The sequence below is a fragment of the Agrobacterium sp. NPDC090283 genome (assembly GCF_044769685.1).
Lineage (GTDB): Bacteria > Pseudomonadota > Alphaproteobacteria > Rhizobiales > Rhizobiaceae > Agrobacterium.
Window position 1 is genome coordinate 1 of sequence record NZ_JBIVYG010000021.1, and the last position, 25,005, is coordinate 25,005.

At 60.7% G+C, this 25,005-nt stretch carries 23 protein-coding genes; 17 read left to right on the forward strand and 6 right to left on the reverse strand.

Translation table 11 applies throughout. The features are described from left to right. On the forward strand, positions 1-195 hold a 195-nt coding region (locus ACIQUH_RS23660; RefSeq protein WP_400819673.1), incomplete at its 5' end, for a biotin/lipoyl-containing protein. A gap of 53 nt (positions 196-248) precedes the next feature. Next, positions 249-908, forward strand: coding sequence for a carbonic anhydrase (locus ACIQUH_RS23665; RefSeq protein WP_400819676.1), 660 nt, complete (start codon positions 249-251; stop codon positions 906-908). 471 nt (positions 909-1,379) lie between these two features. Here ACIQUH_RS23665 and ACIQUH_RS23670 read toward each other — a convergent pair whose 3' ends face one another. Then, positions 1,380-2,228, reverse strand: a complete 849-nt coding sequence (locus ACIQUH_RS23670; protein WP_400819679.1) for a LysR family transcriptional regulator — start codon at positions 2,226-2,228, stop codon at positions 1,380-1,382. A gap of 103 nt (positions 2,229-2,331) precedes the next feature. Here ACIQUH_RS23670 and ACIQUH_RS23675 point away from each other — a divergent pair, with 103 nt between their 5' ends. Beyond that, positions 2,332-3,666 carry an aspartate aminotransferase family protein gene (locus ACIQUH_RS23675; RefSeq protein ID WP_400819682.1) on the forward strand — a complete coding sequence of 445 codons (1,335 nt, stop codon included), beginning with the start codon at positions 2,332-2,334 and terminating at the stop codon, positions 3,664-3,666. Here ACIQUH_RS23675 and ACIQUH_RS23680 read toward each other — a convergent pair. Both ACIQUH_RS23680 and ACIQUH_RS23685 read right to left on the reverse strand, forming a co-directional pair. Next, positions 3,663-5,768, reverse strand: coding sequence for a sensor histidine kinase (locus tag ACIQUH_RS23680; protein ID WP_400819685.1), 2,106 nt, complete (start codon positions 5,766-5,768; stop codon positions 3,663-3,665). The two genes, ACIQUH_RS23675 and ACIQUH_RS23680, sit on opposite strands and share 4 nt — an antisense overlap. Beyond that, positions 5,765-6,511 carry a response regulator transcription factor gene (locus ACIQUH_RS23685; RefSeq protein ID WP_400819688.1) on the reverse strand — a complete coding sequence of 249 codons (747 nt, stop codon included), beginning with the start codon at positions 6,509-6,511 and terminating at the stop codon, positions 5,765-5,767. Before ACIQUH_RS23685 ends, ACIQUH_RS23680 begins: the two co-directional genes overlap by 4 nt. Before the next feature lie 240 nt (positions 6,512-6,751). Between ACIQUH_RS23685 and ACIQUH_RS23690 the strand changes: the two genes are divergently transcribed. The 4 genes from ACIQUH_RS23690 (at position 6,752) to ACIQUH_RS23705 (ending at position 12,280) form a co-directional block, all read left to right on the forward strand. Then, a complete protein-coding gene (locus ACIQUH_RS23690; RefSeq protein ID WP_400819850.1) occupies positions 6,752-7,750 on the forward strand; it encodes an ABC transporter substrate-binding protein in 999 nt (332 codons plus the stop codon). A 116-nt stretch (positions 7,751-7,866) separates the two neighbouring features. After that, the gene (locus ACIQUH_RS23695) at positions 7,867-8,892 is read left to right on the forward strand and encodes an ABC transporter substrate-binding protein (protein WP_003503939.1); all 1,026 of its coding nucleotides are present in this window, start codon (positions 7,867-7,869) and stop codon (positions 8,890-8,892) included. A 98-nt stretch (positions 8,893-8,990) separates the two neighbouring features. After that, complete coding sequence (locus ACIQUH_RS23700; protein ID WP_400819692.1) at positions 8,991-11,222, forward strand: ABC transporter permease; 2,232 nt, start codon at positions 8,991-8,993, stop codon at positions 11,220-11,222. Then, positions 11,219-12,280 (forward strand): ABC transporter ATP-binding protein, encoded by a 1,062-nt coding sequence (locus ACIQUH_RS23705; RefSeq protein ID WP_400819695.1) that lies wholly within the window; start codon positions 11,219-11,221, stop codon positions 12,278-12,280. Before ACIQUH_RS23700 ends, ACIQUH_RS23705 begins: the two co-directional genes overlap by 4 nt. Positions 12,281-12,354: 74 nt before the next feature. Here the strand turns inward: ACIQUH_RS23705 and ACIQUH_RS23710 are convergent, their stop codons facing one another. Beyond that, positions 12,355-14,391: an FAD-dependent oxidoreductase gene (locus tag ACIQUH_RS23710; RefSeq protein WP_400819697.1), complete on the reverse strand. Its 2,037-nt coding sequence runs from the start codon at positions 14,389-14,391 to the stop codon at positions 12,355-12,357. A gap of 141 nt (positions 14,392-14,532) precedes the next feature. On the opposite strand from ACIQUH_RS23710, the gene ACIQUH_RS23715 reads away from it, so the two are divergent. The 4 genes from ACIQUH_RS23715 to ACIQUH_RS23730 all read left to right on the forward strand — a co-directional run bounded on the left by ACIQUH_RS23715 (position 14,533) and on the right by ACIQUH_RS23730 (position 18,364). After that, complete coding sequence (locus ACIQUH_RS23715; RefSeq protein WP_400819699.1) at positions 14,533-15,171, forward strand: TetR/AcrR family transcriptional regulator; 639 nt, start codon at positions 14,533-14,535, stop codon at positions 15,169-15,171. Between the two features lie 180 nt (positions 15,172-15,351). Beyond that, the gene (locus tag ACIQUH_RS23720; protein ID WP_400819701.1) at positions 15,352-16,026 is read left to right on the forward strand and encodes a response regulator transcription factor; all 675 of its coding nucleotides are present in this window, start codon (positions 15,352-15,354) and stop codon (positions 16,024-16,026) included. A 35-nt stretch (positions 16,027-16,061) separates the two neighbouring features. Beyond that, complete coding sequence (locus ACIQUH_RS23725; protein WP_400819703.1) at positions 16,062-17,450, forward strand: sensor histidine kinase; 1,389 nt, start codon at positions 16,062-16,064, stop codon at positions 17,448-17,450. Positions 17,451-17,734: 284 nt separating this feature from the next. Continuing rightward, positions 17,735-18,364 carry an outer membrane protein gene (locus tag ACIQUH_RS23730; RefSeq protein WP_400819705.1) on the forward strand — a complete coding sequence of 210 codons (630 nt, stop codon included), beginning with the start codon at positions 17,735-17,737 and terminating at the stop codon, positions 18,362-18,364. 131 nt (positions 18,365-18,495) lie between these two features. On the opposite strand, the gene ACIQUH_RS23735 is transcribed toward ACIQUH_RS23730, so the two are convergent. Both ACIQUH_RS23735 and ACIQUH_RS23740 read right to left on the reverse strand, forming a co-directional pair. After that, the gene (locus ACIQUH_RS23735) at positions 18,496-18,885 is read right to left on the reverse strand and encodes a hypothetical protein (RefSeq protein ID WP_400819707.1); all 390 of its coding nucleotides are present in this window, start codon (positions 18,883-18,885) and stop codon (positions 18,496-18,498) included. Positions 18,886-19,008: 123 nt separating this feature from the next. Next, a complete protein-coding gene (locus ACIQUH_RS23740; protein ID WP_400819710.1) occupies positions 19,009-19,440 on the reverse strand; it encodes a MarR family winged helix-turn-helix transcriptional regulator in 432 nt (143 codons plus the stop codon). Positions 19,441-19,644: 204 nt separating this feature from the next. On the opposite strand from ACIQUH_RS23740, the gene graD reads away from it, so the two are divergent. The 6 genes from graD to ACIQUH_RS23770 all read left to right on the forward strand — a co-directional run bounded on the left by graD (position 19,645) and on the right by ACIQUH_RS23770 (position 24,817). Next, the gene (graD, locus tag ACIQUH_RS23745; protein WP_400819712.1) at positions 19,645-20,184 is read left to right on the forward strand and encodes an FADH(2)-dependent resorcinol hydroxylase reductase component; all 540 of its coding nucleotides are present in this window, start codon (positions 19,645-19,647) and stop codon (positions 20,182-20,184) included. 79 nt (positions 20,185-20,263) lie between these two features. Next, complete coding sequence (graA, locus tag ACIQUH_RS23750) at positions 20,264-21,493, forward strand: FADH(2)-dependent resorcinol hydroxylase oxygenase component (protein ID WP_400819714.1); 1,230 nt, start codon at positions 20,264-20,266, stop codon at positions 21,491-21,493. Positions 21,494-21,539: 46 nt separating this feature from the next. Continuing rightward, a complete protein-coding gene (gene tsdA / locus ACIQUH_RS23755) occupies positions 21,540-22,523 on the forward strand; it encodes a gamma-resorcylate decarboxylase (protein ID WP_400819717.1) in 984 nt (327 codons plus the stop codon). Between the two features lie 3 nt (positions 22,524-22,526). Next, a complete protein-coding gene (locus ACIQUH_RS23760; RefSeq protein ID WP_400819719.1) occupies positions 22,527-23,582 on the forward strand; it encodes a maleylacetate reductase in 1,056 nt (351 codons plus the stop codon). Positions 23,583-23,594: 12 nt separating this feature from the next. Further along, complete coding sequence (graB, locus tag ACIQUH_RS23765) at positions 23,595-24,482, forward strand: hydroxyquinol 1,2-dioxygenase (protein ID WP_400819722.1); 888 nt, start codon at positions 23,595-23,597, stop codon at positions 24,480-24,482. Further along, positions 24,479-24,817 carry a YciI family protein gene (locus tag ACIQUH_RS23770; protein WP_400819725.1) on the forward strand — a complete coding sequence of 113 codons (339 nt, stop codon included), beginning with the start codon at positions 24,479-24,481 and terminating at the stop codon, positions 24,815-24,817. The genes graB and ACIQUH_RS23770 overlap by 4 nt, the downstream gene beginning before the upstream one ends. Positions 24,818-25,005: the final 188 nt, after the last annotated feature.

Sequence of the window (25,005 nt, forward strand, 5' to 3'; positions counted from 1 at the left end):
CCTATGCCCGGCGTCATTACCGGCATCTCGGTCGGCGAGGGCGACGAGGTGGAGGCCGGGCAGGCGCTGGCGACCGTCGAGGCCATGAAGATGGAGACAGTCTTGAAAGCGGAAAAGCGCGGGGTCGTCAAATCCGTCACCGCGCGGCCCGGAGCAAGTCTCGGCGTTGGCGAGACCATTCTTGAATTCGAATAGTGCTTGGAGCGTAAACGCCGTGGAACAGGCACGCGAAAGATAAGGGGATCGTCATGACGGCATTTTCGCCTGCGCTTCTTGCGGGCTATCGCAGCTTTATGGGTGGACGTTACAGTGAAGAGCGCGAACGATATCGGAGTTTAGCCGAGGTCGGCCAAAAGCCCCATACGCTTGTAATTGCCTGTTGCGATTCCCGCGTGGCGCCCGAGACAATCTTCGATTGCGGGCCGGGAGAGCTTTTCGTGGTTCGAAACATAGCGAATATGGTGCCGCCCTGCGAGCCGGACACGCACTTGCACGGAACCTCGGCTGCGTTGGAATATGCAGTTCAGGTCCTGAATATCCGCAACATCATCGTTATGGGGCACGGCAATTGCGGCGGAGTTAAAGCGGCCCTCGACCCTCTTCTCCAGCCCTTGTCGGCCGGCGACTTCATCGGGCGGTGGATATCACTCGTTCGACCGGCTGCGGAGCAGATCCGGGGCAGCGACTTTATGACGGCGGTGGAACGCCAGACAGCTCTTGAGCGCGTGTCGATCCGGAATTCGCTGGCGAACCTCAAGACCTTTCTTTTCGTCAAAGAGGCCCTCGACCGGGGCGATCTCGTCTTGGGTGGCGCATGGTTCGATGTCGCGAGCGGTGAGTTATGGATCATGAACGATGATGGGGGTTTCATTCGCCCCAGTATTGAGGAGGCTGTCCCGATCGATTAGCGATCGGCCTTATCGGAGTCGGACTCTTGGCGCCACCTTCTTTGCAGTATTGGATGGTTGCTTTCCGAGGTGGTTACTGCGAACTGTTCCGCTGAACGGCGCTGAACATGCATCAAAATCTAGGATTTGAAGTGTTGCGAACATCTTCGTGAAATGTGCGCTGCGGCAAGCGGGTAATTCTCCTTTCTCTCGAAAGAGATTTATCGCCGCTTCTACACTGTAGTACACAATAGGCCGTTTCGGTTGCCGGTATGAAGAGATTTTAGAAAAGCAAGGAGCGGTTGCTATGACCGCAAGTAATGATTAAATCCTGCCCCCCAAACCAACGAAACAAAACTCCCGCCCAAAATTCCGCAGGCCTTTTTTGCGCTTCCGAGTTCGGGAAATCACTCCACGAGGCAAAACCCGAATACCCCAAATCGACTCCCTGTAATCGCGGAAAAGCCGGATAGGACGTTTGCGATGGATCGCTCAAGGCGAAAGATTTGGGAGAACAGCGCGGATGTATTCCCCAAGCGTTCTGGCTGCCGACGTCGCCTGTGAGTCGGCAAACTCGATGGCAATACCGATCGTCGGCAGGGGTGGTAGTCCGCTTTTGACGATATGAAGGTCGGGTGGAACGGCGGTCCTTGTCAGAACGCTGATGGCGTGGCCGGAGCGCGCGATTGCGATGAGGCCGGCAAGGCTGTTGCTGGCGAAGGCGACACGGTAGCGGCGATTGGCGGTTTCCATGGCGTCGCACGCCGCGCGGTGATCCAGCGTCACGGGTGCGGAGAGCGCAAGCGGCAGCACGTCCTTGGTGATGAGACCCGGCTCCGGTCTGTCCGCCACCCAGACGAAGCTTTCCCTGCGGAGCACGTCGCGGTGATCCGGATCGGATTGCGAAACCAGCGCCATGTCGATCTGGCGGCGCTGCAGGAGGGGCCGCAATTCCGTCGTCGGCGCACAGACCATGCGCAGATCGACTTTCGGGTAAGTGCCGAAGAAGCCTCTCAACAGTTCCGGCAGGAAGGCGATGGAGTAATCTTCAGGGCAGCCAAGGCTCACGGTTCCCTGCAGCGTCGCCTCGCCCATATCGGCAAGGATTTCATCATGCCGGGCAAGCAGGGCGCTGGCATGGGCAAGCAGTTTTTCGCCCGCCGCGGTTACGCGCACTCCAGAACCCGTTCGCTGCAGCAGGGTGTGGCCGACCAAATCTTCCAGCCGCTGCATCTGTGTGCTGAGAGCGGATTGGGTGCGCCCGATCTGCGTGGCGGCGACGCTGATGGAGCCCGCACGAGCGACAATGATAAAGTTCTTCAGCAGCGTAAGGTCGAGCATGGCGATATCAAAATTATCGATATCGGAGTAAAATACTATCAATTGGACTGGGGTGGCAATGGGTTGTTATGGTTCGGCAAGATAAACTTTTGGGGAATGTGCCATGGACAATCTTGCGAAGAACTTCGCCTCGCTCAATGACGAACCGGCCTTCTGGGAGGCTGCCAACAAACACCTGACCCGCTACGGACCGGCCTTTGAGGAGATCATCGTCGAACGGGCCGAGGGAAGTTTCGTTTACGATGCGGATGGGCGCGCCATTCTCGATTTCACCTCCGGCCAGATGAGCGCTTTGCTCGGGCATACCCATCCGGATATCGTCGCCACCGTCAACCGGCAGATGGCATCGGTTGCGCATCTCTTCTCCGGCATGTTGTCCCGTCCGGTCGTTGAGCTCGCGGCGCGGCTGGCGGCGCTCGCGCCGGGTCTCGATCGCGTGCAATTGCTGACAACAGGGGCTGAATCCAACGAAGCGGCGATCCGCATGGCGAAGCTCGTCACCGGCGGGCATGAGATCGTCGCTTTCGCGCAGAGCTGGCACGGCATGACCGGGGCTGCGGCATCCGCGACCTATAGCGCCGGTCGCAGGGGTTATGGCCCGGCCACGGCCGGCTCACTCGTTATTCCCGCGCCGAATGCCTATCGCCCTCGCTTCAGGAATCCCGATGGATCGAATGACTGGCAGGCCGAGCTCGACGATGCCTTCGAACTGATCGACCGCCAGTCGACCGGCAATCTCGCTGCCTTCATTGCCGAACCGATCCTGTCGAGCGGCGGTATCCTCGAATTGCCCGTCGGTTATCTCGCTGCGTTAAAGAAAAAGTGCGAGGAGCGGGGCATGCTGCTCATCCTCGATGAAGCGCAGACTGGTGTCGGCCGGACCGGACACATGTTCGCCTTCCAGCGCGATGGCGTAACGCCCGATATCATGACGCTGTCGAAGACGCTCGGCGCCGGCCTGCCGCTTGCGGCGGTGATGACGAGCGCGGAGGTCGAACAGAAGGCCTTCGAGAGGGGTTTTCTATTCTACACGACCCATGTTTCCGATCCCCTGCCGGCGGCAGTCGGCGTGACGGTTCTCGATGTGGTGGCGCGCGATGGCCTGGTGGAACAGGCGATTGCCCGTGGAAATCGTTTGAAAGAAGGATTGCTCTCGTTGCAGCAGCGGTTCGAATGCGTTGGAGATGTGCGCGGGCGCGGGCTTTTGCTCGGACTTGAAGTCGTCGCCGACCGGCATACGAAAGCCCCGGGTTTCGAACTTGGCGCGCGTATCATGCAGGAAGCGATGCTGCGCGGCCTCAGCATGAATATCGTCAAGCTGCCCGGCATGGGCGGCGTTTTCCGCATTGCGCCAGCACTGACGGTATCGGATTCGGAAATCGACCGCGGGCTGGAGATACTGGCGGATTCGATCGAATCCGCCCAGCTTGCCCGCTAGGTGTGGCCGGCATTTGCCGGGAAGGTCAGTTCCACCCTGGCTCCTTCGCCGGGCCTGGAGCTGATATGCGCTTCGCCGCCGCTCTGGCGAACAAAACCATAGACCATGGCGAGGCCGAGGCCCGCACCGCCATGGTCGCCCCGGGTGGTGAAATATGGCTCGAATGCCTTGTCCACGGCCTCCGGCGTCATGCCGATGCCCTCGTCGGTGACGGCGATCACAAGCATCTCTTTTCTGAAGGCGGCTTCGATGGAAATCAGGCCGCCATCGGGCATGGCGGCTGCGGCATTGAGGCAGAGATTGAGGATGGACTGCTCGAAAAGGGCCGGGTCGAGCGGTATCGAGGGAAGGTCGTCATCGATATCGAGCGCGATCCGGCATTTGGGACCAACGGCGATTTCGAGAATATCGGCCATGCCGCGCAGCAGGCTTGCGACATTGATGACGCTTGGATGAATCGGCTGCTGGCTGCCGATGGTCAGCATGCTGCTGGCCAGAGACCGGCCGCGATCCGCCGCCTTGCGGATACGGGCGATGTGCCGGTTCTGGCGATCGTTGAAACCGGCTTCCCGTTCCAGAAGTCCAAGACTGCCGGTGATGATGCCGATCATGTTGCCCACCTCATGGCTGACCTGGTGAGTCATGCGCATGATGCCATCAAGCCTCTGGGCTTTGACGGCCTCCGCTTCCTGGCGATCGAGAGCGGTCACATCGCGGGCGAGCAGCACGATGCCGCCGTCCGGCTGGCGTGAGATCGATACTTCGATTACCCGCTGATCGTCAGTGCGATGGCGCAAGACTGCGCGGTCAAGCAATTCCCCCGGCTCCGTATCGAAGGGCAGCAGAGCCGGATCGATTTCCGGGATCGGTTCGACGAACCGGCGAAGCGGCAGTTTTCGCGACGAGCCGGAACGTCCGACGAGTTCGATGATGCGGCGGTTCATGGTGATGGGCCGGCCGGCCGGATCGAACAGCGCTATTCCCTCATTCATGGTGCGAAAGGTCGAGCGGATGGTGCGGGCTGCCGCTTCCGCCGTGCGTCTGAGGCGTGACACGCGGTCGACGCTGTCATGGAAGGCGCGGAATGCATCGAGCAGACGGATCAATTCCGTTTCCGGCCCCGAATAGGAGGGCGGGCCGACATCCGTCTCGCCCTTGGCAAGGGCATTCATGCCGTTGGAGAGCGTCACGATTCCGCGCGAGACACGCATCACCGAGCGGATCGAGAAGATCGCGACGACGAGAACCAGAAGCGAGGCGACGGCGACAATGATCAGCAGCCGGTTGAGAGCATCGGAGGTCGAAATCAGGTCTTCGTTCAGGCTGCGCGCAACCGCATCGCCCTGGGTCTCGGTCACATGGGAAAGATCACGCGACACGGTGTGAAGCTGGGAGACCGAGGCGCGGATGGCGAACATTTCCAGAAGGTAGCGGCTCTGGGCTTCGAAGACCCGCTCATAGGGCTGAAGCTCCGCCACGGGCAGGCGCTCACCGGGGTAACCCTGCTGGCGCGCGGTGGTTTCCGCCACGTAGCGGCGGCGCAGTTCGCCAAGCTGGAAAAGGCTGTCGGATGCGGATGCGGCCTGCACGATGCCGTTCATTCGCCTGCGCAGTTCGGGATCGAGGATGCCCTGACCGGTGGCGATTTCTCCGAGCGCCGCTGCCGCTTCCGCCTTATGGCCCTGTGCCGCATCGGCGTCCTTTGCCAGATCGAGTGTTTGGGCCCGGATAAGCTGGAGCAGTTCAACGATGCGCTCGCTCGCAAAGCCGCGTGCTGCCCGCTCGCCGCTGCCCGGCTCCGTCATCTCAAGCAGCAGGTCGACCTGCTGGACCACGGAGCGACTTTCGCTGGAAACGCGATAGGGCGAGGCGGCATTCATCAGGAAAGGCGCGCTGGAAACGAGATCGGAGACCTGCCGCGAGACCAGCGATGCCTTGGCGAGACTGGAAAAGGCCTGCAAGCCATAGGCCGCCATCTCATCGCGGGCGCGCTGCAGGCCATAAATGGCGATGGCGGACAGGCTGAAGACGAGGAGGCAGGTAAAGACGATCGCAAAGGGCAGGCGAAAGGCGATGGAGGACAGGAAGGAGCGGCTGATCACGGGGAAAGCTCGCCCTCATCGGTGTGGAGCACATATCCCTTGCCGCGCCGTGTCTTGATATGGCGCGGCAGATCGGGGTTGATCTCGATCTTGCGCCTGAGCCGCAGCACCAGCACATCGACATTGCGATCGATATAGCGGTCGCTTTCCGAACCCAGCCGGTCAAGGATCTGCGAACGGCTGACGGGCTGGTTGGGTGTTTCGGCAAGAATTTCCAGAAGCGCGAATTCGGCGCTCGTCAGCGTGCGGCTTGGATCCGCAAGGCAGACGGCGCGGCGGGCATCGAGATCGACCGCCCAATCGCCGAGGCGCAGCGCCCCGCGTCCGTGATCGCGCTCGCTGTCCTTCTCCTGTTTCAGCGAAGGGATCGTCCGGCGCAAAACGGCCTTGATTCGCGCCGTGAGTTCGATGGGTTCGAAGGGTTTGACCACATAATCGTCGGCGGCCGTTTCCAGGCCGAGAACCCGGTCGGCGGCGCTGCCGGCGGCCGTGACCATGACGATGCCGATATCACTATCGACCTTGCTGCGCAGCCGCTGGGCGAAGGTTCGGCCGGATGTGCCGGGCAGATTGTGATCGACAAGCACAAGCTGCATCCTGTCGCGCGCCAATATCTCGTCCGCCTCCTCGGCGGAGCGGGCGCAGGTGGGCAGCCAGCCCTCGGCCTCGACGAGGTCCGAGATGAGCTCAGCCATATCCGGATCGTCCTCGACGATCAGAATGCGAACCTTCTGATTAAGCACTGCGTATTCCTCCCGCTGTCATCATAGGCGCGGCTGCGACGATCTTCAAAGGCTCGCTGGTTATCTTCCCTGTCATAATTGTAATATCTGTCATCTTGTTCGGCGGTGCAGTGAAAGATTGGTAACCATTCTTCGATTGCGGTGCGGACAGGATGTGACATGCTGTTGGTGGAGACTGGAACGGGGAGGTTCCAGGCAGGGAGGCTTTAAGTGAAACGATTGACCGCACTTGCGGCGAGCATGGCTTTATGGCTGTGCGGCGCAGGGCATGGCATGGCCGAGCCGAAGTTGAACGTCCTGTGCGGCGTCGACGAGGCCTGGTGCGTGGCCATGCAGCGGGCTTTCGAAGTAAAAAGCGGCCTTGAGATTTCGATGGTGCGCCGAAGCACCGGCGAAATCCTCGACCAGATCCGCGCGGAACGATCTCATCCGACTGTCGACGTCTGGTGGGGTGGCACCGGCGATACGCATCTGCAGGCCGGCTCGGAAGGGTTGCTGGATGAATACCAGCCCGTCCATCAGCAGGATTTGCTGCCCTGGGCGCAGAACTTCTCCGTGATGTCGGGATCGCGATCTGCGGGAATCTATGCCGGCGCGTTGGGTTTTGCCTATAATTCGGAACTGCTTGCGAAGAACAATCTGCCGGCGCCGACCTGCTGGAAGGATCTGGCGAAGGATGTCTATCGCGGCCACATCCTGACCGGCAATCCGAACTATTCCGGCACGGCCTTCACCATGCTCGCCACCCTGGTGCAGCTGTTTGGCGAGGAAGAGGCTTTCGGTTTCATGGCGAAGCTCAACCAGAATGTGGTGAGTTATACCAAGGTTGGTGCAGCACCGGTCAAGGCGGCGGCGCGGGGCGAGATCATGATCGGGATTTCCTTCATGCATGACGCCGTGACGCAGAAGATCGAAGGTTTTCCGCTGGTGATCGTCGCGCCGTGTGAGGGCACGGGCTATGAAATCGGGGCTGTCAGCATCGTCAAGGGCAACAGCAATACGGCCCTTGCGCAGGACTTCGTGGAATTTGCGCTGAGCCCGGAAGGGCAGGCGACCGGGGCTGCGGCGGGCCAGAACCAGGTGCCTTCCAATGCCCGGGCGATATTGCCGCTGACGGCACCCGATATATCGATGATCAAGATGGTGGATTACGACTTCGCCACCTTCGGACAGCCGGAAGAGCGAAGTCGGTTATTGAGCCGCTTCGACAGCGAAATTCACCCGAGCCAGACCCAGTAAGGGCCAGAAAACCGACATCCCAAAAAGACAGCGTGCGCGCCGCAGGGCGCCGCGACCGGCGGCGCCATGTCCGCGCGTTGCCCAAGAATTCAGACGCAAGCTACAGGAGGATAACCATGCGACTGACGATACTTTCCACCCTGCTTTTTGCCGGTACGGCACTCAGCGCCGTTTCCGCGCAGGCGGCGGGCGAACTCAACCTGATCTGCTCGGCCGACGTCGTCATCTGCGAACAGATGAAGGGCGATTTTGAAAAGTCGCACGACATCAAGGTCAATATGGTGCGCCTGTCTTCGGGCGAGACCTATGCCAAGGTGCGCGCGGAAGCCCGCAACCCGAAGACCGATATCTGGTGGGCTGGCACCGGCGATCCGCATATGCAGGCGGCCTCGGAAAACCTGACGCTGGAATACAAGTCGCCGATGCTCGACCAGTTGCAGGACTGGGCCGTGAAGCAGGCCGAAAGTACCGGTTACAGGACGGTCGGCGTTTATGCAGGCGCGCTGGGCTGGGGCTACAACACCGAAATCTTCAAGTCCAAGGGTTACAAGGAGCCGAAGTGCTGGGCCGACCTGCTGGCGCCGGAACTGAAGGGCGAAATCCAGATCGCCAATCCGAATTCCTCCGGCACCGCCTATACGGCGCTGGCGTCGCTCGTGCAGATCATGGGCGAGGATCAGGCGATCGACTATCTGAAGAAGCTCAACGCCAATATCTCGCAATATACCAAGTCCGGTTCGGCACCGGTCAAGGCGGCGGCGCGTGGCGAAACGGCGCTCGGCATCGTCTTCATGCATGATGCGGTGGCGCAGACGGCGGAAGGTTTCCCGGTCAAATCAATCGCGCCATGCGAAGGCACGGGTTACGAGATTGGCTCCATGTCGATCATCAAGGGTGCCCGCAACCTCGACAATGCCAAGACCTGGTACGACTGGGCGCTGAAGCCGGAAGTGCAGTCGCGCATGAAGGATGCCAAGTCCTTCCAGCTTCCCTCCAACAAAACGGCGGAAGTGCCGAAGGAAGCGCCGAAGTTCGAGGACATCAAGCTCATCGACTACGACTTCAAGACCTATGGCGACCCGGCCAAGCGCAAGGCGCTGCTGGAGCGCTGGGACCGCGAGGTCGGTGCGGTCGCCAACTGATCTGAACGACTGATCTTCACTCCGGCGACAGGCATCCCGGCTTTTTAAGCCGGGGTGTCCGCCACTCTTTCATCGGCATGAAACAAGCGAGGTCGGCCATGACACGTGGCAATCGCAGGCTGGACATCGTCCTGGCGCTCGGGGCTTTTGCCCTCATTCTTCTCCCCTGGTATCGCATCGAAGGCGGCTTTTTCAGCTTCCGCTGGCTGTCCGGATTTTTCTCTTCCGCCAGCAATGCGCCCGGTGTGCTGCAAATATTGTCCTATGGAAAACCATGGCTCGTCGGTGTTGTCGTCTTTTTCCTTGCCGCATGCCTTGTCCGGCCGATGCGTGATCCGATGCGGCGCGGCGGGCTGCTTGCCGTCATCGGCGCTGCCGGTCTCGTTTTCCTCGCCTTGCAGGGACTGGCCATCGGTTTTACCGGCTGGAGCTGGACGGTGAGCGAGAACCTCTTCGGCCTGCTTGCCGATGGCCAGCCCTCCATGGGTGCCGGCGCCGTCGTCCTGTCGTTCGTCTTCGTGCTGCTTTTCGCTTTCGGGCTTGCCGAACGCGGCGTCATGAAAGGCGACGCCTTCGTCGTCGGCGCCATTTCCGTTCTGGTTTTCCTCGTTACGGTTTTTGTCTTCTACCCGATCGGCAGCATGCTGGTCGCCTCCGTTCAGGATTTCGATGGCTCCTTCAATGCCGATGGCTTCATCCGCAATATCAAGGATCCCGGCATCTGGAGCCTTGGCTGCGTGGTGGGCGAAGAGCGTTGCGGCGTCGCTTGGCGCACATTGTTTCTGGCCCTGATGACCGCCTTCGGTTCGACCGTGCTCGGCCTCGGCTTTGCGCTGATCGCCACCCGCACGCGCTTTCCTTTCAAGAAGGGGTTGCGGCTTCTGACGGTTCTGCCGATCATCACGCCGCCTTTCGTCATCGGTCTTGCCCTGACACTGCTTTTCGGCCGTGCCGGTGTCGTCACCGAATGGCTTTCCTATCTCTTCGGCATTGAACCGGGTCGCTGGCTTTACGGTATGACCGGCATCTGGATCGCGCAGGTGCTTTCCTTCACTCCCATCTCGTTTCTGGTGCTGATCGGCGTGGTTGAAGGCGTTAGCCCGTCGATGGAAGAAGCCTCGCAGACGTTGCGTGCCGACCGCTGGCGCACCTTTTGGCGAGTGTCGCTGCCGCTGATGAAGCCCGGTCTCGCCAATGCCTTCCTGATCGGCTTCATCGAGAGCATGGCGGATTTCGGCAACCCTCTCGTCCTTGGCGGCACCCACGGCGTCTTGTCGACGGAAATCTTCTTTGCCGTCGTCGGCTCGCAGAATGATCCCTCCCGCGCCGCGGTTCTGGCGATCATCCTTCTGTGCTTCACGCTTTCGGCTTTCCTTGCCCAGCGTTTCTGGCTGGCCGGCAAGAATTTCGCCACGGTGACCGGCAAGGGCGACAGCGGCGCGCATATTGCCCTGCCGCGCGGCCTGTCCATTGGTGTTCACGCCATCGTCGTGCCGTGGATGGTCTTCACCATCGTCGTTTATGGCATGATCCTTGTGGGCGGTTTCGTGAAGACTTGGGGCCTCGACAATTCCCTGACCCTCGACCACTACATCCGCGCCTTTTCCGTCAGCTTTTCGAATGGGTCGATTGCCTGGACCGGCGTTGCCTGGAACTCGTTCTGGACGACGATGAAGATCGCGCTGGTTTCCGCGCCATTGACCGCTGCCGTCGGCCTTTTGACCGCCTATATCATCGTGCGGCAGAAATTCGCCGGGCGGAACCTCTTCGAATTCGCGCTGATGATGAGCTTTGCCATTCCCGGCACGGTTATCGGCGTGAGCTATATCATGGCCTTCAACCTGCCGCCGGTTGAAATGACCGGCTCGGCGCTGATCCTGATCGCCTGCTTCGTCTTCCGTAACATGCCGGTCGGCGTGCGCGGCGGCATCGCGGCGATGAGCCAGCTCGACAAGAGCCTCGACGAGGCCTCGCTGACGCTGCGGGCCAATAGTTTCCGCACCATTCGCAAGGTCATCCTGCCGCTCTTGAGGCCCGCGATCACGGCCGCACTGGTCTATTCCTTCGTGCGCGCCATCACCTCCATCAGCGCAGTCATCTTCCTCGTCAGCGCCGAATACAACATGGCGACCTCCTATATCGTCGGCCTCGTCGAGAACGGCGAATATGGGGTCGCGATCGCTTACTCCTCCATGCTGATCGTGGTGATGATCACCGTCATTACCGGCTTCCAGCTCATTGTCGGCGAGCGTCGCCTGCGGCGCGAAAACCGCGTCGCCGGCCTGCCATCCGCTTCCTCCGTTCCTCTTGCCCAGGAGAAAACCGCATGATTTCCGTAAAGCCCGGCTCCGTCACCTTTCAGAATGTCCGCAAGACCTTCGGTGCTTTCACCGCCATTCCCGACCTGTCGCTCACCATCGAACCCGGAACGCTGGTCACCCTGCTCGGCCCCTCCGGCTGCGGCAAGACGACGACGCTGCGCATGCTGGCGGGTCTCGAACACCCGACCTCCGGCCGCATCCTCATCGGCGATCAGGATGTGACGATGCTGCCGGCCAATGAGCGCGATGTCTCGATGGTCTTCCAGTCCTATGCGCTTTTCCCGCATATGACGGCGCTCGACAATGTCGCCTATGGCCTGCAGTCCTCCGGGTTGCGCAAGGCGGAAGCACGGGAAAAGGCGGAAGAGGGGTTGAAGCTCGTCGGTCTCGCCGGCATGGGTCACCGCCTGCCTGCCGAGCTCTCCGGCGGCCAGCAGCAGCGCGTGGCTGTCGCCCGTGCGCTGGTGCTGGAGCCGCAGGTGCTCTTGCTCGATGAGCCGCTTTCCAATCTCGATGCCCGCCTTCGCCGCCGGGTTCGCACGGAAATCCGCGAATTGCAGCAGCGGCTCGGTTTTACCGCCGTTTATGTGACGCATGATCAGGATGAGGCGCTGGCGGTTTCCGACCGGATCATCGTGATGAAGGATGGCGAGATCGCCCAGTCGGGTGCGCCGCGCGATCTCTACGAAGCACCGGCCTCCGCCTTCATCGCCGATTTCATGGGCGAGGCGAATGTCGTCGGTTGCGAGGTCATCGGCGTTGAGGGTGCCGATGCGCTTATCCGTGTCGGGGGGATCGATCATCGGGTTTCAGCCCGCAATGCCCGGCCGGGCCCGGCCAAACTCGCGGTGCGGCCGGGCTCGATTTCCATTGGACAGCCGGGCGGGCAGGGGCTTGCCGGACGGGTGCTGCACAGCGCCTATCTCGGCGGGCACGTCGAATATGAGGTGGAAACCGATATCGGTACGCTTTTCATTGTCGACCACGCCGTGGAAACCAGCCTGCCGGCGGCGAGCGATGTGACGCTGGGGTTCAAGAACCGGGGTATCGCCTTGATTCAGGCTTGAAGCCGCCGGTCCTGCATTCCTGCTGCTGCGACAGAGGCAGCTTGGTCTGCCTCTGTCTGTCAGGAGCGTCAGGGTCAGATGTCCTTTGCCAGACGCAGCGCGTCGTAGATCGCCGCATGGGTATTGCGCGCGGCGACCGCGTCGCCGATCCGGAAGAGCCGGTAGGCGCCTTCCGGATTGCGCTCGACCGTTTGGGATGCTCCCGCAAGCAGGGCGTCGTAGGAGATTTCCCCGAGGTTCTTCGAACCGGGCTTGAGGTCGAAATAAAGGTCATCGAGCGGGATTGTGCCGTGGTTGACGACGATCTGGTCGACGGTTCTCGATTTCGTCACGCCGCCATAATCGCTGCCGACATGGGCCACAAGCTGGTTGCCGTTTCTTTCCGCCGCTTCCAGCCGGTAGGTAACGGTGAAAGTCACATCGCGCTTTTGCAGCGAGCGCATATAGGGAACGAGGTTCATTGCCATGACTTCCGGGGCGAAGGCGCGGTCAGGTGTCATGATCTCCACTTTCGCCCCGGCCTTTGCGAGGAATTCGGCCGCCTGCAGGCCCGCGTGATCGCCGGCATCGTCAAAAACCAGCACATTCGTTCCCGGCTTGACGTCTCCTGAAATGATATCCCATGCCGAGACCACGAGATCGTTGCCTCTGGAAAGCACGTCGGTATGCGGCAGCCCACCGGTGGCGATGATGACCACGTCCGGGTTTTCCGAAAGAACCGTGTCCGCCTCCGCCCAGGTGTTGAAATGAAAGGTGACGCCCAGCCTCTCGCACTGGCTCATGCGCCAGTCGATGATGCTGATCATCTCACGGCGGCGTTCGCTCTGCGCTGTCAGCCGGATCTGGCCGCCGGGATTGTTGGCGGCCTCGAACACGACGACCTCATGGCCGCGTTCGGCACAGACACGCGCGGCCTCGAGCCCGGCCGGTCCGGCACCGACGATCACCACCCTCCGGCGTTCCGCCGCTTTGGGTATCTCGTGCGGCATGGTTTCTTCACGGCCCGTTGCCGCATTGTGGATGCAGAAAGCGAGACCGCCCTGATAGATCCGGTCGAGACAATAGTTGGCGCCCACGCAGGGGCGAATGTCGTCCTCGCGTTTTTCCATGATCTTGCGCACGATATGCGGATCGGTCATGTGGGCGCGGGTCATGCCCACCATGTCCACCTTGCCGGCAGCGATGGCGTGGCGGGCGGTGGCGACATCGGGAATCTTGGCGGCGTGGAATGTCGGGAAGCTGGTCGCGGCGCGGATGTCACCGGCGAAATCGAGATGCGGCGCATTGGCCATGCCCTGAATGGGGATGACGTCGGTCAGGCCCGGGTCGGTATCGATATGGCCCCTGATGACATTGAGATAATCGATCAGGCCGCTGTCCTTCAGACGTCTGGCGATTTCGATGCCCTCTGCCTTTCCGGTGCCGCCCTCAAGACATTCGTCGGCGGTGTAGCGGACACCGAGAATGAAATCGTCGCCCACGCGTTCGCGCATCGCCCTGAAGACGTCAAGACAGAAGCGCATGCGGTTTTCAAGCGGGCCGCCATAGGGGTCATCCAGCTCGTTTGTCAGCGGCGAGACGAACTGGTCGATGAGATGGCCATAGGCTTCCAGTTCCACCCCGTCCATTCCGCCCGCCTTCATGCGTTCGGCGGCGTCGGCGAAGTCCTTGATGATACGCTCGATATCCCAGTCCTCGATCTTCTTCGGAAAAGCCCGATGCGCCGCTTCCCGATGATGGGATGGGGCAAGGATCGGCAGCCAGTCGCCCTTGTCCCAGCGGGTGCGGCGGCCGAGATGCGTGAGCTGGATCATGATCGCCGCACCCTGTTCATGCACGGCGTCGGTCATTTCCCGGATCCACGGGACGATCTCATCCTTGTAGGCGAGCAGATTGTTGAAGACGGGCGGGCTGTCCCTGGAGACGGCGGCGGAACCGGCCGTCATCGTGAGCGCAACGCCACCCTTCGCGCGTTCCACGGTGTAGGCGCGGTAACGTCCCTTCGGCATGCCATCCTCGGGATAGGCGGGTTCGTGCGAGGTGACGATGATGCGGTTGCGCAGCGTGAGGTGTTTTAGCTGGTAAGGCTGAAGAAGGGGATCACTCGACATGGCCTGCTCCAAAAGGGTTTCTGTCCCAAGGCTAAGCGCGAATGTACACTTGTGTCAATTTACAAAACACAATTGTCTTTCCTTTTGACATGAGTGTACATCCGGCTTGTCGCGCAGAGACCAATTTGCTACGAACTCGTCATGGAAGCGACATTGAACGAAACCGGCTGGCGTGGATCGCAGGAGGGGTGGCTTGAGGCCGCCTATCAGGCTTTGCTGGAATCGGGCGTGGATTCCGTCAAAATCCTGCCTTTGGCGAAAAAGCTCAACCTGTCTCGCACGAGCTTCTACTGGTTCTTCAAGGACCGGGAGGAATTGCTGGCCGCGCTGGTTGCCCGCTGGCGGGAGAAAAATACCGGAAGCATCGTCCGGCAGTCGGAAGCCTATGCGGAGACGCTGGCCGAGGCCATGCTGAATGTTTTCGATTGCTGGCTGGATTCCTCGCTGTTCGACAGCCGATTTGAATTCGCCGTGCGAAGCTGGGCCCTTCAGTCCGACGAGATTCTTGCGGAGGTTCGCAAGGCCGACGAGATGAGAATGGCGGCGCTTTCCCGCATGTTCGTGCGGTTCGGCCTCAATGAAAACACGGCGGATGTGCGTGCCCGGACAACCTATCTCGTGCAGATCGGTTACATTTCCATGCAGTCCGAGGAAGACGTGGCGGTGCGGATGCAGCGGATTGCGGACTATATCGTCATCTATACCGGTGAGATGCCGCAGCAGCGCGAGCTTGACCGGTTTTATGCGAGACACGGGTACAGGCCGGGTTCATCGACCTGATGGGCCGCCGTCGCGACAGGCGCAGAGAAGATTTCCGCGTCGCTAAAATGCACGCCACGCCTTCGGATTATGATCGGCAAGGGGTACAAGACAAATTGTCTGCCCGTCCTCCTGCAATGTAGCTGCAACATTCGCCGACCAGTGGTGGGGATGGCAAGAATCCATCTTTGGGGAAAGTCATTGCGAATCTTGCTTCTTGAGGATGAACCCGAAATGGCGCGCGCGCTTCTCGAAGCCCTGCGCCGGCGCGATGTGCTTGCCGATCACGTCAGCACCATCAGCGACGCCGATGCTCTGGCCCGGGATGGGTCTTACGATGTGCTGGTCCTCGATCGCCGCCTTCCCGATGGCGAGGGGCTGAACCTGGTGGCCTCGCTTCGCCGGAGCAGACATTCCGTGCCGATCCTCGTTCTGACGGCGCTCGGAAGTGTCGATCACCGTGTCGATGGGCTTGATGCCGGCGCGGATGATTATCTTGCCAAGCCCTTTGCGATAGAGGAACTGCTCGCCCGTCTCAGGGCACTGCACAGGCGCGGCCCTTCTCTTTCCGACAAATATGCACATTTCGGAAATCTGAGCATCGATGCCCGAAGCAATGAAGTCAGCATTGCAGGCTGCATCATCGAGTTACGGCGCCGGGAATATCTGGTGCTCGAAGCGCTGATGCGGCGGCCTAACCGCATTGTCACGCGGTCGAACCTGATCGAGGCTGTCTATACGCTCGACGACGAGATCGAATCCAACGCTCTCGATGCCCACATTTCCCGTATCAGGAAGAAGCTGGCGCAGGCCGAGGCCACGGTGGAGATAAGAGCCGTGCGGAACATCGGTTATCTCATCCGGTTGAAAACATGAAGAGAGCGCGCAATCGATCCCTGCGATGGGGGCTGATGAAGCGCCTTTTCGCATTGCAGGCGTTCCTGCTCGTCCTTTTCGTTATCCTTCTCATCGGCTGGATATGGATCATCGATCCGCGGCTCGAAGGTGCGAATGAAGAGGCTGCGCGCATCGTCGCGGAGAGCGTGACGAAGGACGGACAGGGCAGGCCGCAACTTTCGGCGACGCCGGAGCTGTCGGAGCTGAAACGGCGTTATCCGAATCTCTGGTTTATCGTGCGCGACGCCAGTGATGTCGTCCTGCAATGCGGGGTTGTCCCGCCGCCCGTCCTGTCGGCGGTGTTTCCCTGGAGTTTTGACCGCGCGCGCCTGGAAGCAGCCGGAACACTCCGCGCCACCGTGGAAAACCGCGATACAGCCGCAGGTCGGCTTCAGTTCATCGCCGGGACGGAGGAAGGAATTCCCAATGACGGTCTGAGTATCTGGATCAACGTTCAGCTGGACCTGGAAAAGGATGCCGAGGGTGCCATCCGCTGGCTGACCGTGCTGCCGGCGCTGGGCTTCATCATCCTCATCGCCGTCGTGCCCATGCTGATCCTGACGGGCATCGCGACGCTGCTCGTGACCCCGCGGGCGGTTGGCCGCTCTTTGAGCGGGCTGATGGAAACCGTGAAGCAGGCGCAGTCCATCGATTTCGAGAACCGTTCCGAGCGTATCGACCGCTCTAAAGTTCCCCTTGAAATCATCCCGCTGGTGGATGCCTTCAACGTCGCGCTGTCGAAGCTTGATGACGGGTATAATCGCCGTAACCGCTTTCTTGCCGATGCGGCGCATGAGCTGAGGACGCCGATCGCCATCGTACGTACCAGAGCCGACCTCTTGCCCGATGATGCGCTGAGCCGTCAGATCAGGGCCGATATCGATCGTCTCACCCGCGTTGCGCATCAGCTGCTGGAGATGCAGGCCGTGGGTGCGGTGGCGTTGCCGGCGGAGCCGCGCGATCTCAACAAACTTGTTGAGCGCATCGCGACCGACCTTGCCCCGATTGCGATGGATGCCGGATATGAATTCGATTTCGAGCCAAGCGCCGGTGCGGCCGTCTTTACGGTGCAGGCCTCGATTATCGAGATGGCGGTCGTCAACCTCTTGCGCAATGCAATCGACCATGCCGGCGGCAAGGGTGCGATCACGATCCGGGTCGACGTGATGGGAGCCATCGAAGTCTGCGATGAAGGCCCGGGCATCCCGGTCTGCGAGCGGGAGCAGGTATTCGAGCCCTTCTACCGCATCAACGCGAATGCGCCCGGAGCGGGCCTTGGGTTAAATCTGGTCCAGAAGGCGGCGGAGCTTCATCGCGGCCGTGTTCTCTTCTTCGACCTCGATCCCGGCTTTTGTGTTCGGCTCGAAATGCAATCGATAGCTTTGAAAGACGCTCCGACTTAAGCGCTCTTTGAACGAGCAAAGGGCGTTCCGACACTGAAATTTCTTACGATCCGGTTAAGAAAATTCATCTAAGTCATTTAAATAAATAAATTATTTCTAATAAAATTCGCTCCGTGCAATGCAAGCGTAATTCTCGCGGAGAAAATCCCCTTATCTGCTGAACGCATCCGCACATCATGTTGGTTGGCGCAGCAGACAAACGGGAGCCGGTTTCCGGTTCTTCAACGCGAACTGAAACCTGCATGCGCCGGAAGATGGCGCATCGGTTTCGTCTGGAGTCATTCATGTCGATTATCAAGAAATCGCTTGTCGCCGCGACTATCGCCGTCACGGTTGCAGCCAATGCCTATTCCGCCGATCTTACGAACTACAATACGCAGCAGTCCTTCGATTATGGCAGTCAGCCAGCCTTCTCATGGGGTGGGGCCTATGTCGGTGTGCATGGTGGCGTCGCCTCCCCGAAATTCAACCCGCTGGCGAGCGGCCGGGGTCTGACGGGGGGCGTTCAGGCCGGTTATAACTTCCAGTTCGGTTCGGGCGTGGTTGGCGCGGAACTCGAAGGTTCCTACCTCGGGAACGAAGCGCGTGTGCCGAACGGCCGTTTGAGGGAGCGTTTCCGGGGCGCGGCCAAGATGAAGGCTGGCGTGGCGCTCGACCGGACGCTTGTTTACGGTACTGCCGGCCTGACCACGACGAAGTTCAAGGATGGCAATGGCGTAACCGGTCCCGATGGCTGGAAACAGGGCTATCTGGTCGGGGCGGGCGTCGAACAGAGTTTCGGCGGCGGCCTCTCGGCAAAGTTTGAATATAATTATGTGAGCACGGGAAATGTGGCGACGACGACGGCCAGCGGCAGGTCGAAAACCGATGTCAGCGATCATGTCATCAAGGCCGGCCTCAACTATCGTTTCTGATCGGCCCGTCCCATGACAGATTTCAGGGAGAATTTTCAAAAAAACGCCGCCGCTTTCAGCCTGGAAGCGGCGGTAAACAGATCGGGCGCAAAACATTCGGGACCGGGGCTGAAATTTGAAACCCTGGACGATCATTCGCATTCGAGCGAAGGTTGCCGGAAGCTCGTAACATACCATTTGGCCCCGGAGCTGCGGGTGTAGAAGGTGTAGAAGCAGTCGATGCGCTCGATGTAACCCGGCGTTTCGGACACTTCGTAACGTTCGCCACGCCGTGTTGTCCGCACCTCACCACTCGACGATCCGGCAACAGCCTGCGTTTTGTTCTTCCGCCATTGATAGGCCTGCTGGCCGGGACCCAGGCTGTAGACATTGTCCGGCGGGCCGTAGTCCAGCATCACGCTGGTGATGGGTGCGCCGATATAGCTTTTCATGACAGTCGAGGCGCAGGCCGTGAGCAGTATCGATGCGCCGGTGACAAGAAAGATTGCCGCCGGCACTGCAAGGGACGATCTGTTGGACATGGAAGTTCCTTTCTGCGGTGATGTCCGCAGGAATAGGAAGCGGTTATTGCAAGTACATTGCACGGGCAAGGCGGAGCGAGGCAGGGGCTTTCGCTGCAAGCGACGCTGTCCGGATTGCCGCTATCAGAGACCGGCAATATTGCGGCCGATATGGCGCAGGATGCTTTTGAAAAGTTTCACTTCCGCGGGATCGAGGCCTTCGATTGCGGTTTTTTCGAACATGGCGGCGATGGGCATGAGTTCATCGGCCAGTTCCTCACCCTTCGGGGTGAGCGTGATGCGCACGATGCGCGCATTGTCGGCCGGCCGTTCGCGGCTGACGAGGTTGCGCCGGACCATCAGCCCCACGAGCCGGGACAGCGTGGAAATCTCCACCGACACCATGTCCGAAAGCTCGGTCAGCGTCTTGCTCTCCTGCTGCCGCAACGTCGCAAGCACGCGATACATCGGCAGGGTGATGTCATAGGAGGCCAGCCTCAGAGAAAAGCGCTCGCCAAGCCGAACACCCACCCAGTTGAGCAGGTAGGGTACCGAATCGGTGAACTGATAAGACACGAGCAAATCCCTGTTTGAGAGCCATCTGCGCATATGCTGATGTGCGCCTATCGGCTGTACCGGCACAATCCATCCGTTTCAATAGCTTCGCCCCATAAGACGGGGAATGCGGGGTTCTTCCCTTCGCAAAAATGACGAAAAACATTTGCGTTGACAAATGTTGCAAATGCAAATAAATAAGATTGCAGGATTTGGGAGGATCTCATGACATCAGCATTGTTTGGCCTGAGCAGCCTTGCGCCTGAAGGCGTCGGTCAGAATTTCCGTTCAACGATGCGTCGTTTTCCGGCGACTGTGACGGTTATCACGGCCTGTGCTTCGGGTGATCAGCGCGATCACGGCATGACGGTCACGGCCGTCACTTCGGTCTCGATGGAGCCGCCGTCCCTGCTGGTTTGCCTGAACAATCGCACCCTGCTGCATGAACTGCTGCTGTGCCGGCCCGATTTCATCGTCAATGTGCTGACGCAGGATCAGATTGCCCTGTCGGATGCCTTTAGCGGCAAGGTGTTGCCGGAAGAGCGTTTCCGCGACGGTCAATGGCAGCGCCACGACAATGGCGTTCTCTATCTGCCCACGGCCCATGCGGCCATCGCCTGCCGCCGGGTTGCGGCCATGCCCTATGGAACCCATACCGTCTTCATCGGGCAGGTGGTTTCCGCCGATGTCAGCGAGACGACGCGGCCGCTGCTTTATGAAAACGCCCAATATTGTGCCGCAAGCCCCGCAAGCCTGCCCGCCTGATCATGGCCGCCCAGATAAACCCGGTGAGATAACGTCCGGCCAGTAAAGTCCGGCCAGTAAAGTCCGGAAGGAGACAATCATGAATGATATGAGCCATGCGCCGCTGCCGGCGCAAACGAACCCGCGTGTCCGCCTCGCCAGCCGTGTCGCCGGCATAGCCGATCTTTTCCGGGCGAGCGCCAGACAGACGGAGGAGGCCCGGCGCGTTCCGGCCAACCATATAGAGGCGCTACGCGGTATCGGTTATTTCGACATCGTCAAGCCTCGCGCCTTCGGCGGCAAGGGCGGAGACTTCGCCGAACTGGTCGAGGCCAATATCGAGCTTTCGGCCGCCTGTGCTTCGACGGGCTGGGTCGCCGGCCTGCTGTCCGCCCATCAATGGCTGCTGGCGATGTTTCCGGAAGAGGCGCAGGCCGATGTCTGGGGTGAAAACCCCGATGCGCTTCTGTGCGGTTCCTATGCGCCGGTAAAGATGGCGGAGCTTGCCGATGGCGGTTATCGCCTGAGCGGCAAATGGGCCTTCGCCTCCGGCTGCGAAAACGCGCAATGGTCTCTCTGCGCCGCCATCCTGCCGCCGCGGGGTGAAGGAAAGCCGGTTCCGGCCTTTCTGCTCGTTCCTGCCGGGCAATATGTGATTGAAGACACCTGGCATGTGGTGGGCCTGGCCGGCACGGGTTCCAAGACCCTCGTTCTCGATGATGTCTTCATTCCCGGACACCGGGTTCTGACCTTTCCGGATGCCACCAGCGGAAAGACGCCCGGCGGACATTATTATGCGGAAGAGGGCCTGTTCAACATGCCGCTTCTGACCGGCATTCCTTCCTGTCTCGCGGCGGCAGGCGTCGGTGCGGCCAAGGGCGCGCTTGCCGCCTATGTCGATCATGTCGGCGGCCGGGTGACACGCGGTGCGGTGGCGGGCGGCAATAATCGCATGGCCGAATTCCCGACCATCCAGCTGCGTGTCGCGGAAGCTGCCGCGAGCGTCGATGCGGCTTGCGAAATCCTGCTGCGCGATGTGGCAAAGGCACAGGCGCTGGCCCAGGCTCGTGTTGAAGGCCGGGCGGAATTCACGGTGGATGACCGTCTTTTGAGCCGTCGCGGCCAGTCCTTTGCGGTGTCTCTCGCCCTGCGCGCCGTGCAGGCGCTCAACGACTCCACCGGCGGCGTCGGGCTCGATCTTGCCAATCCCGTTCAGCGGGCCTGGCGGGATGCCAATGCGGTCGGCCGCCATATCAGCATGAACTGGGATGCCGTGGGCACCATGATCGGCCAGAGCATGCTCGGGCTGGAACCCAAGGGCCAATATTGATCGCCTCTCAGGCGGCAAATCATACATTGAATTCGGAGGAAACCACATGCAAGGCAAGGTCGCTCTCGAGGAGCATTTCGCAATCCCGGAAACACTTCAGGATTCGGCCGGGTTCGTGCCCGGCGACTACTGGAAGGAACTGCAGCACCGCCTGCTCGACATTCAGGATACGCGCCTGAAGCTGATGGATGCGCATGGCATCGAAACCATGATCCTGTCGCTGAATGCGCCCGCGGTGCAGGCCATTCCCGACAGGAAGAAGGCGATCGAGATCGCGCGACGGGCCAACGACGTGCTGGCCGAAGAATGCGCCAGACGGCCGGATCGTTTCCTCGCTTTCGCCGCCCTGCCGCTGCAGGACCCGGATGCGGCGACCGAGGAACTTCGGCGCTGCGTCAACGAGCTTGGCTTCGTCGGCGCGCTCGTCAACGGTTTCAGCCAGGAGGGCGATGGCCAGACGCCGCTTTATTACGACCTGCCGCAATATCGCCCGTTCTGGGGCGAGGTGGAAAAGCTCGACGTGCCCTTCTACCTGCATCCGCGCAACCCGCTGCCGCAGGATTCGCGCATCTATGACGGCCATCCCTGGCTGCTCGGCCCCACCTGGGCTTTCGCGCAGGAAACGGCGGTGCATGCGTTGCGTCTGATGGCATCGGGCCTGTTCGATGAACATCCGCGCCTCAACATCATTCTCGGCCATATGGGCGAGGGCCTGCCCTACATGATGTGGCGCATCGACCACCGCAATGCCTGGGTGAAGCTGCCGCCGCGTTATCCCGCCAAGCGCCGTTTCGTGGATTATTTCAACGAGAATTTCCACATCACCACCTCGGGCAATTTCCGCACCCAGACATTGATCGACGCCATTCTGGAAATCGGTGCGGATCGCATCCTGTTTTCCACCGACTGGCCCTTCGAGAATATCGACCATGCCTCCGACTGGTTCAACGCGACGACCATCGCCGAGGCCGACCGGGTGAAGATCGGCCGCACCAATGCGCGCCGCCTGTTCAAGCTCGACGGGCGCTGAACCATGCGGCCCTTCGTCTATGTGGCTGCTCCCGCCCGCATCGTCTTCGGCGCGGGCCGTTCCGCGGGTGTGGCGGAGGAAATCCGTCGCCTTGGCCTGTCGCGGGCGCTGGTGCTTTCCACGCAGCAGCAGAAGGGCGATGCGGAGGCTTTGGCCGCCCGGCTCGGCCGGCTTGCCGTCGGCATTTTCTCCGAAGCGGCCATGCATACGCCGGTCGAGGTGACGAAAAAAGCGGTCGAAGCCTATCGTGCCGCCGGTGGGGACTGCGTTGTGGCGCTCGGCGGCGGTTCCACCACCGGTCTCGGCAAGGCCATTGCGCTGCGTACCGATGCGGCGCAGATCGTGATCCCGACCACCTATGCCGGCTCAGAGGTGACGCCCATTCTCGGCCAGACGGAAAACGGGGTGAAGACCACCATACGCGGGCCGGAAATCCTGCCGGAAGTGGTGATCTACGATGCGGAACTGACGCTTGGATTGCCTGTTGGTATCAGCATGACGAGTGGGCTGAACGCCATGGCGCATGCGGCGGAGGCGCTCTACGCGCAGGACCGCAATCCCATCGCCGGCCTGATGGCGGTCGAGGGGCTGCGGGCGATGATCGAGGCGCTTCCCGGCGTGAAAACTGCGCCGCAGGATGTGAAGGCCCGCGAGGCAGCACTTTATGGCGCATGGCTGTGCGGCACGGTGCTTGGCGCCGTCGGCATGTCGCTGCATCACAAGCTTTGCCATACGCTTGGCGGCAGCCTCGATCTGCCGCATGCGGAAACCCATGCGGTGCTTCTGCCGCACACCATCGCCTATGTGGAGCAGGCGGTGCCGGATCTGCTCGCACCGCTTGCTTCTCTTGTCGGCGGCAGGGCCGGGGCGGGGCTCTACGATTTCGCCGGCCGGCTTGGCGCGCCGTCAAGCCTTGCTGCTCTTGGGGTCAAGCCGGACGATCTTGACCCCATGGCGGAGCTGGCGACCGCCAATCCTTACTGGTGCCCGCGGCCAATCGAAAAAACTGCGATCCGCGACCTTTTGCAACGCGCCTTCGAGGGCGCGCGGCCGGAGTGATGGGAGGAGACGATGGATATGAAGATGAGCAATGATGACGGCTACTTCGTCGAGGAACGTTCGGCTGAAACCGTGATCGCGCGGATGCGCGACTGTGACGATCCGCGTCTGAAGGAAATCATGGCGGTGGTGACGCGCAAGCTGCACGAGGCGGTGAAGGAAATCGAACCGACCGAGGAGGAATGGATGAAGGCCATTCATTTCCTCACCGAGGTCGGCCAGATCTGCAATGAGTGGCGGCAGGAATGGATACTCTTTTCCGATATTCTCGGCGTCTCCATGCTGGTCGACGCCATCAACCATCGCAAGCCGAGTGGTGCGTCTGAATCGACCGTTCTCGGCCCCTTCCATGTGGCGGATGCGCCGGAAATGCCGATGGGTGCGAATATCTGCCTCGATGGCAAGGGCGAGGATATGGTGGTCACCGGCCGCATCCTCGATACCGAGGGGGCGCCGGTCGCCGGCGCGCGCATCGATGTCTGGCAAGCCAATGACGAAGGCTTTTATGACGTGCAGCAGAAGGGCATTCAGCCCGATTTCAACCTGCGCGGCGTTTTCGTGACCGGGGAAGATGGGCGCTACTGGTTCCGGGCGGCGAAGCCGAAATATTATCCGATCCCGGATGACGGCCCGGTCGGCCAGCTGCTGCGGGCCATGGGGCGGCATCCCTACCGGCCGGCGCATCTGCACTATATCGTTTCGGCGGAAGGTTTTACCACGCTCGTCACCCATATTTTTGATCCCGATGACCCCTATATCCGTTCGGATGCGGTCTTCGGCGTGAAGGAAAGTCTGCTCGCCAATTTCCAGCGGGTGGACGATGCGCGGAAGGCGCGGGATCTGGGTTTCATCAGCGACTGGTTCTGGTCGGTGAACCACGATTTCGTGCTCGCCCGATGAGCGGCGCGAGCAACCGAGCCCGGCTTTACGTGCGTTTCGCCGAAAGCGATCCCGCTGCGGCCGTGCAGCGGGCGGCGCAGATTGAGGCTCACAAGGCCCATCTGCGCAATGGCAAGGCGATGGCCGAAGGGTTCAAGATTCTTGTCTCCGGCCCGATGAGCGCGGTTGCCGACGGCCCATCCGCCGCCCTCATTATTGCGCAGGCGCGCTCGATCGAAGACGTCATCGCCTTTAGCGATGCCGACCCATTTGTCATTCACGGTGTTTATAACCGCATTCATATTTTGAGCTGGACGCCGACGCTATCGACGATTTCCGGGCTGGAGCTCGGCTGAAATTTCGTCGGCGTCATGCGCTTGGCATTTATCAATATTGCATTTGCAATTTTTGCAAATGCAATATTTAATCGAAGACGAGTGATACTGGCGATATGTGGCTTGACAGGAGCGGGACACGTATCAGGGTGGAGAACGCCGGGCACTCACGGAGGATATCGCAGAACGGGAAGACGCTTATCCATTCC

Coding starts and splice junctions, on each gene's coding strand:
- ACIQUH_RS23665 (WP_400819676.1), top strand. CDS start 249: ATGACGGCATTTTCGCCTGCGCTTCTTGCGGGCTATCGCAGCTTTATG.
- ACIQUH_RS23670 (WP_400819679.1), bottom strand. CDS start 2,228: ATGCTCGACCTTACGCTGCTGAAGAACTTTATCATTGTCGCTCGTGCG.
- ACIQUH_RS23675 (WP_400819682.1), top strand. CDS start 2,332: ATGGACAATCTTGCGAAGAACTTCGCCTCGCTCAATGACGAACCGGCC.
- ACIQUH_RS23690 (WP_400819850.1), top strand. CDS start 6,752: ATGGCTTTATGGCTGTGCGGCGCAGGGCATGGCATGGCCGAGCCGAAG.
- ACIQUH_RS23695 (WP_003503939.1), top strand. CDS start 7,867: ATGCGACTGACGATACTTTCCACCCTGCTTTTTGCCGGTACGGCACTC.
- ACIQUH_RS23700 (WP_400819692.1), top strand. CDS start 8,991: ATGACACGTGGCAATCGCAGGCTGGACATCGTCCTGGCGCTCGGGGCT.
- ACIQUH_RS23705 (WP_400819695.1), top strand. CDS start 11,219: ATGATTTCCGTAAAGCCCGGCTCCGTCACCTTTCAGAATGTCCGCAAG.
- ACIQUH_RS23710 (WP_400819697.1), bottom strand. CDS start 14,391: ATGTCGAGTGATCCCCTTCTTCAGCCTTACCAGCTAAAACACCTCACG.
- ACIQUH_RS23715 (WP_400819699.1), top strand. CDS start 14,533: ATGGAAGCGACATTGAACGAAACCGGCTGGCGTGGATCGCAGGAGGGG.
- ACIQUH_RS23725 (WP_400819703.1), top strand. CDS start 16,062: ATGAAGCGCCTTTTCGCATTGCAGGCGTTCCTGCTCGTCCTTTTCGTT.
- ACIQUH_RS23730 (WP_400819705.1), top strand. CDS start 17,735: ATGTCGATTATCAAGAAATCGCTTGTCGCCGCGACTATCGCCGTCACG.
- ACIQUH_RS23735 (WP_400819707.1), bottom strand. CDS start 18,885: ATGTCCAACAGATCGTCCCTTGCAGTGCCGGCGGCAATCTTTCTTGTC.
- graD (WP_400819712.1), top strand. CDS start 19,645: ATGACATCAGCATTGTTTGGCCTGAGCAGCCTTGCGCCTGAAGGCGTC.
- graA (WP_400819714.1), top strand. CDS start 20,264: ATGAATGATATGAGCCATGCGCCGCTGCCGGCGCAAACGAACCCGCGT.
- tsdA (WP_400819717.1), top strand. CDS start 21,540: ATGCAAGGCAAGGTCGCTCTCGAGGAGCATTTCGCAATCCCGGAAACA.
- ACIQUH_RS23760 (WP_400819719.1), top strand. CDS start 22,527: ATGCGGCCCTTCGTCTATGTGGCTGCTCCCGCCCGCATCGTCTTCGGC.
- graB (WP_400819722.1), top strand. CDS start 23,595: ATGGATATGAAGATGAGCAATGATGACGGCTACTTCGTCGAGGAACGT.
- ACIQUH_RS23770 (WP_400819725.1), top strand. CDS start 24,479: ATGAGCGGCGCGAGCAACCGAGCCCGGCTTTACGTGCGTTTCGCCGAA.